This window comes from Arthrobacter sp. B0316-1-20 (genome assembly GCF_059091865.1).
Genome location: NZ_JBNHHC010000141.1, coordinates 1 through 4,583 on the forward strand (window position 1 = coordinate 1; position 4,583 = coordinate 4,583).

The 4,583-nt window shown below is 64.2% G+C and carries 5 protein-coding genes; 1 reads left to right on the forward strand and 4 read right to left on the reverse strand.

What is annotated here, in order from left to right:
* The coding region (locus AC5RW2_RS40550) for an S-layer homology domain-containing protein (RefSeq protein ID WP_494075261.1) at positions 1-618 on the forward strand (618 nt) is incomplete at its 5' end.
* 105 nt (positions 619-723) lie between these two features.
* Here AC5RW2_RS40550 and AC5RW2_RS40555 read toward each other — a convergent pair.
* From AC5RW2_RS40555 to AC5RW2_RS40570, 4 genes are all read right to left on the reverse strand, one after another.
* Positions 724-1,371, reverse strand: coding sequence for a ZIP family metal transporter (locus AC5RW2_RS40555; protein WP_494032342.1), 648 nt, complete (start codon positions 1,369-1,371; stop codon positions 724-726).
* An 80-nt stretch (positions 1,372-1,451) separates the two neighbouring features.
* Entirely contained in the window at positions 1,452-3,071 is a 1,620-nt protein-coding gene (locus AC5RW2_RS40560; RefSeq protein ID WP_494032341.1) for an RNA-guided endonuclease InsQ/TnpB family protein, read from the reverse strand.
* Positions 3,068-3,670: an IS607 family transposase gene (locus AC5RW2_RS40565; RefSeq protein ID WP_494032340.1), complete on the reverse strand. Its 603-nt coding sequence runs from the start codon at positions 3,668-3,670 to the stop codon at positions 3,068-3,070. The genes AC5RW2_RS40560 and AC5RW2_RS40565 overlap by 4 nt, the downstream gene beginning before the upstream one ends.
* A 170-nt stretch (positions 3,671-3,840) precedes the next feature.
* Positions 3,841-4,583 (reverse strand): HAD-IC family P-type ATPase (locus AC5RW2_RS40570; RefSeq protein WP_494075262.1); only part of this gene is annotated, 743 nt, incomplete at its 5' end.

Below are 4,583 nucleotides of genomic sequence, written 5' to 3' on the forward strand. Positions count from 1 at the left end.
GGCCAGCCGGGTCACATCCGCGAGGAACTCAGTGGCACGGATGTCCTGCCACGTCCCGGACGGGTCCTTGCGGGAAAACATACCGACGTACCCGCCGGCACCCAGTTCCTCAACGAAATCTCCTGGCTCGCCATCCACGGGATCACCACCGGCTACTCCGACGGCAGCTACCGGCCGGTGAGCCCGGTCAACCGCGACGCGATGGCCGCCTTCATGTACCGGCTGGCCGGATCCCCGGCCTTCACCCCGCCGGCCGTCTCACCGTTCCGGGATCTGGGCCAGGACAACCAGTTCTACAAAGAAATCACCTGGCTCGCCGCCCAGGGCGTCACCACCGGTTACCCCGACGGCACCTACCGGTACCTGCAGTCGGTCAACCGTGACGCCATGGCCGCGTTCCTGTACCGGCTGGCCGGATCCCCGGCCTTCACCCCGCCGCTGGTCTCGCCGTTCGGCGACGTGGCCACCGACAACCCCTTCTACACCGAAATCTGCTGGCTGGCCTCCACCGGGATCACCACCGGCTACCCCGACGGCACGTTCAGACCGCTGCAACCGGTCAACCGCGACGCCGTGGCAGCCTTCCTCTTCCGCCACCGCAAACACACCGGCCAATAGCACCAACCTGTCCGGCTGCTGCGGAATGATTCCGGCAGCAGCCGGGTTCACGTCTGGCCTCACGTCCGTCCTCGCATCCGGCCTCGGTCCGAAGCGTTCCCAGGCTTACGAACCGAGGTAGACCGAAACCAGGGCGAACAGTCCTGCGCCGGCGGTGAGGAAGATCGGGTCAGTCGGGCTGGTTTCGCCTTCGTGGGCTTCGGTGACCATTTCTTCGATGATGACGCTGGTCAGGACCCCTCCGGTCAGCGCCAGGACTGAGAGAGTGATAATTTCGGGGGCATCGCGCAGGAGGAAGTATCCGATGGCTGCTCCCAGAAGTATGGGGATACTGAAGCCCAGGGACAGCAGAATGCGTTGGCGGCGTCTGATCCTGGCGCGTCTCAGGATGGCTATGGCCGCGAAGCCTTCGGGTACGTCGGCGGGTACCTGCCCGAGGGCCAGCAGCAGGCCCAGGGACGGGTTGATGAGGGTGGCTGTTCCGATCATCACGCCGTCGCTGAAGAGGTCGAGCGAGACACCCGCGAAGATGGCCATCGGGCCCTGGGCTTGATGTCCGGCACGTGCGCGTTGGGTCAGGAGGGCGAGGACGCGTTCAAGTCCGATAAACGCCGCCCCGCCGAGGGCGAAGGCCAGGATGGGAATCCAGGGCGGGTTTCCGCTGAGGGCTTCCGGCATCAGCTCCAGGCCGACGACGGCAAGCACGATACCAGCCGCCAGATGCAGTGCCTGGCTGAGGATCTTATCGGACACCCGGAGGAGTATCTCCCCGGGTGGAATTCTGTTCCCACCCGGCTTGTTCGTGCGTCGTGGAGACCGCAGCTAGCCGTGCTCTAGGCGGCATGGGCAGCGGGCGCGGAGCGCCCCCTGCCCGACGCGCGAGGGGCGGGCTGAGACTTCATCCCCCAATAGGCTCTGAAGTCACCGTCCAACCTCTCACGGACCGTCATGCGTTGACGCTTGGTCTTGGAGGACCCCTGCGCAAGCCAAGAACGTCTTGACTTAGTGGTCCTCGCACCATTCACGTCCGCATGGATTTTCTTGCCGCAGAAGCGGCAGAGAAACTTTGTGCGCTTGCTCGTGCTGCGGTTCTTCTCGTGCACGAACCCGCAGCCGGAGCATTCCTGCGAGGTCAGGGCGGCGTTCACCTCGATGACCGCCAGCCCCCTGTCCTGCGTCAGACTCTTCAGCTTGGTCTTAATCGCGGCTCTGCCGAACCGGGTGATGAGCCGGTTCATGGCCCGGCTCATCCCGCCGCCCCTAAAGTCGAGGTTCTCCACGACCAGTCCGGCGATGTCCTCGTCCGCGATCCGGTTGAGGATGCGGTTGACCTCGTTTTTGATGTACTCGCGGATGCGGTGCTGCAGCCGGCGGTACCGCTTGCTGGAGCTGGGCCGGATCTTGTGCTTCTGGAGGGTGCGCTGAAGCTCAGTAACCTGCCGGTCCAGCTCATGCAGGTGCGGCATCGCTCCCTGCCCGTACAGTCGCCCGTCGGAGGTGGCGAATAGGACGGTCATGCCCCAGTCCAGCCCCAGCCAGTTGTCGTTGTCCTCGCGGAGGGTGACCTCCTTGGATTTCTTCTGGAGGGTGAACTGCACCGAGTTGTCGTCCTTGATGGTGACCTGCACGAAGCCGGACAGGTCACCATCGGCCTTGACGAAATGGTCATTGACCCTCAGCGGGATGCGGACCGGCTTATTCAGTGTCAGGGTGGAGACCCGGACCCAGTAATCGAAGGAGTTCGACTTGCCGTCCCTGCCCGCCTTCTCGATCTGGGCGACCTTGCCGTCCATGGCCATAGAGTTCACCCGGGACAGGTTCGGCAGTCGGACATGCCTCTTGAGGTGGTGCTTGACCATATGGCGCAGCAGTTTTAGTAGCGCCGGGTCGACGATCAGGTCGTCGGCAGGCTTCCACCCCTTACCCTTGGCTTTACCGTGGTGGAGCTCGCCGGTCTTAATGTCGACCTTCATGGGCAGCGCCAGCTCTTTGGCGAACCACCCGGCAATCACATTCACCCGGTACAGGATCGTCTTGGTCTCATCATCCAACCGTGAGCCGGTGATGGTTGCACGGACGGCGGACTTTATCTTCTCCTGCCACGAGTCGAGCGCACCGCGTGCCTGCGTGTGGATGGAGTTGACCTGCCGGGAGGACAGGACGGTGGTGAAGGGCAGGTCGGTGGGCTTGAGCGGGATGCGCTCTTTCAGTCCCTCGCCCGCATAAATGCCCCGAGTGAGCATGCAGGCCATATTAACCAGCGCCTGCCGCCACGGTCCGAGGACCTCGCGGACCTGCACGAGCTTGCCCTCATTGGCGTGGTTCTCCAGCGGGTAGGCGCGGATCTTTTCCTCGCCGGTCAGTTTCAGCTCTGGCTGCGGCTGCGGCCTCTTCTTTCGTCGGGTCTTCCGGCTCTTGGCGGGCTCCGGCAGGCCCTTGTTCCGCCTGCTCATGTGCCGTCCTCCCCGGGAGTCGCTTCCTGGGGGCGCAGTTCCTGCGCGAGCTTCGCCTTCGCGCGGGCGGCCCGGCGCTGCCCGTACATGCGCGCAGTGAACGAATAGATGACGCTGGTCAGGTCGGCAACGATGTCCTCACGCTGGCCTTCAGAGGGGTTCATGACCAGAATCCGCTTGCCTGAAGTGGTCGCGAGGGTTTCGAACCATGCGAAGCCGAACCGGGTCAGCCGGTCCTTGTACTCAACGACGATGGTGGAGTAGCTCGTTTTCTTTAGCAGCTTGTGCAGCTTCGGGCGGGTGTCGGAGACACCGGAGCCGACTTCTTTGACCACCTCGACGACATGCAGTCCCTGTGCGATCGCCCAGTCCACGGCACGGTCGGCCTGCCGGTTCAGGTTCTCGCGCTGGCTGGCGTCCGAGACCCGGGCGTACACCACGGCGGTATTCTCAAGCTTCGCGTCGACCATGACCGGATCGGGGACATGGATAGTGCCAAATTCATCCTGCCAAGCCCCCGGGATTTTCCCGGCCTTGTACCGGTTCCACGCAGCACGGTACTGAATGTCGTTCCGTTTCGCGTAGTCCGAGAGCTTCATGCCATTAGCACTACCATAGAATTCATAATACTTCTATAGTCTTGGTTTGATTTTTCTGGGACTTCGGCGGCCAGGCCTCCGAGCAGATTGCCAATAGCCGGCAGGGCGGCGAAGGCGAGCACCATTGGAAATCCCTGCATCGGTGTCCTTTCGGCGTGTGGTTTCGGTGCTCAAGCCGCCGGCTCCAGCACGGGAGAGGGCTGCTGGGCGCTGAGGCGGTTCTTCCGGCGGATCCGGCCGGCCCTCACGCCGTTGGCGATGACGACGATCTCGGCCAGCTCGTGCACCAGTACGACGGCGGCCAGTCCGAGCGCTCCGAACAGCGCCAGCGGGATCAGCACGGCGATCAGCAGCAGGGACAGGCCGACGTTCTGCAGCATGATGCGGCGGGTTCTGCGGGCGTGGTCGAGTGCCTGGGGGAGGTGGTTCAGGTCCTCGCCCATCAGGGCGATGTCTGCCGTTTCGATGGCAACGTCGGTGCCAATGGCGCCCATCGCGATGCCGGTGTCGGCCGTGGCCAGCGCCGGTGCGTCATTGACGCCGTCACCGACCATCGCGGTGGGCCGTCTGCCCTTGAGTTCACGGATGATCTCGGCCTTGTCCTCCGGGCGCAGGTCGGCGTGGACTTCGGTGATGCCGGCCTCCTTGCCCAGGGCGTTGGCGGTGATGGTGTTGTCACCGGTGAGCATGGCCGTGGTGTAGCCGGAACGGGTGAGCCGGGCGATGACTTCGCGGGCTTCCGGGCGCAGTTCGTCACGCACCGCCACGGCCCCGATGACCTGGCCGTCGTCCTCAATCAGCACGGCGGTGGCACCTGCCTGCTGCATCCTCTCGACGTCCGCAGCCAGAACTCCGGGCTCGATCCAGCCCGGGCGGCCCAGGCGCAGCTTCCTGCCGTCCAGGGTTCCTTCCA

What these genes read in the sequence shown, in the direction of transcription:
- AC5RW2_RS40560 (WP_494032341.1), bottom strand. Translation starts at nt 3,071, where the DNA reads ATGAGCAGGCGGAACAAGGGCCTGCCGGAGCCCGCCAAGAGCCGGAAG.
- AC5RW2_RS40565 (WP_494032340.1), bottom strand. Translation starts at nt 3,670, where the DNA reads ATGAAGCTCTCGGACTACGCGAAACGGAACGACATTCAGTACCGTGCT.